2 protein-coding genes are annotated in these 1,526 nt (G+C 50.3%); both read right to left on the bottom strand.

Annotated features, from left to right (window positions below):
• Nucleotides 1–313 precede the first annotated feature (313 nt).
• Nucleotides 314–1,201: an MBL fold metallo-hydrolase gene (locus B7G66_RS13275; RefSeq protein WP_003618969.1), complete on the bottom strand. Its 888-nt coding sequence runs from the start codon at nucleotides 1,199–1,201 to the stop codon at nucleotides 314–316.
• A gap of 52 nt (nucleotides 1,202–1,253) precedes the next feature.
• On the bottom strand, nucleotides 1,254–1,526 hold a 273-nt coding region (locus tag B7G66_RS13270), incomplete at its 5' end, for a YciI family protein (protein WP_048859275.1).

Genomic DNA, 1,526 nt, shown 5'->3' with positions numbered 1-1,526 from the left:
CCCGGTCCTATCAGTCTACAAGGCGGCTTTTACCGGATGCTTACCTGTCTCCGAAGAGACCACAGGTTGTCACCATACCTGCATCGCTGTCTTTTTAGGCAAAATCGACTTTGCTGACACCAGCTGTAGCCGTCAAGCAGCATCTTCAGTCATGTCCGCTTCGTAGAAGCTTATTGAGTGACAAAAACGACGAATAAGAGGGCGACGGTCGCCTGTCTGTTTCATGTTTGTTAAACAGACAGGCGAGTAAGGGGGGAAAGCGGAATGTCCGCAATGGAATTGAACGAGGTGAACAGCGGACATAATGGCAGCCCTAGAGGAAAGACCAACCCCTTCCCTGGTCGTATGTCATCACTTTTCCAGCGGATGTCATCGGAAAATGCGATGTGAATACTGCTGCGGTGTGTTCGGCAGCATAATTCAAAGCCCATTTGCGCGATATGATGGCTATCTGAGGATCTGCATCAAAAACGGCACTCCACTCCGGAATACATACCTGAATGGGGTGATGCATGACATCACCCGTGAAGAGCGCACGCTCCATACCTGATTTCAGCACGAGAGACGCGTGATGGGGCGTATGCCCAGGTGTGGGGTGAAAGGAGATTCCTTCAAGAACTTCGGATCCGTCTACGTCAATCTGATCCGCAAGATCCGCCGAGATAATCGGATCAACGCTATCAATGCGTGTCATGAAACTGGTTTTATTGCGGACGCTATCATGAGCTGGATTACTGAAAAAATCATATTCGGCTCTAGAAAAGACATATCGGGCATTCGGGAAGGTCGGAACCCAGATGCCATTTTGCAGGCGTGTGTTCCACCCCACGTGATCAACATGCAGATGGGTGAGAAGAACAAAATCGATATCTTCTGGTCGGACGCCAGCGCGCATCAGATTTTCAAGCCACACGGTCTGCAAGTGATCGAAAAACAGAGCAGCAGGTCGAGCCTTGCTATTCCCCGCCCCCGTATCCACAAGAATGTTCCGACCGCGATCCTTGATGAGCCAGCTATGAACGCTCAAAAGGACTTTCGTTTCTGAAGCATCCAGCGTTTCAGGTAGATCAGAATAGGCCTGAAGTGCCGTTGCATCATCCCAGTCAGGAAGCAACTGTTCTGGAGTGAGTGCTGCCAGCGTAAGATCCTGTATTTTTAGTATGCGGGCTTCCCCTACAGCATACCACTGAAGATCGTTCATAATCCCAAGGCTCTCTTTTCGTTTTTATTTCTCAAAAAACACAGCGCTGTCGTCATGAAGGGAAAAGAGACTTCAATTCTTGCGGGAGTTTGCCTGTTGCATGATTTGACAGGCACCCGAATAGTGGGTCCCATTCTTCAATCCGCAGATCACAAATCAAACCTTCGGATGCAAAGGGATCACCGGCAATCATCGCGTCGATCTCTTGCCGATTGGCGCCTTTCATAATCAGAAAGCCGGAGCGCAATGGGGTCCCTTTCAACGGACCGGACGCCAGCAGGCTGCCTTCCTGAATAAGGCGCCTGAGATACAACACGTGTGCTGC

The organism is Novacetimonas hansenii JCM 7643 (genome assembly GCF_000964405.1).
Classification (GTDB): Bacteria; Pseudomonadota; Alphaproteobacteria; order Acetobacterales; family Acetobacteraceae; genus Novacetimonas; species Novacetimonas hansenii.
Note: the sequence above shows the minus strand (reverse complement) of the source record. Positions and strands in the feature narration are given on the sequence as shown.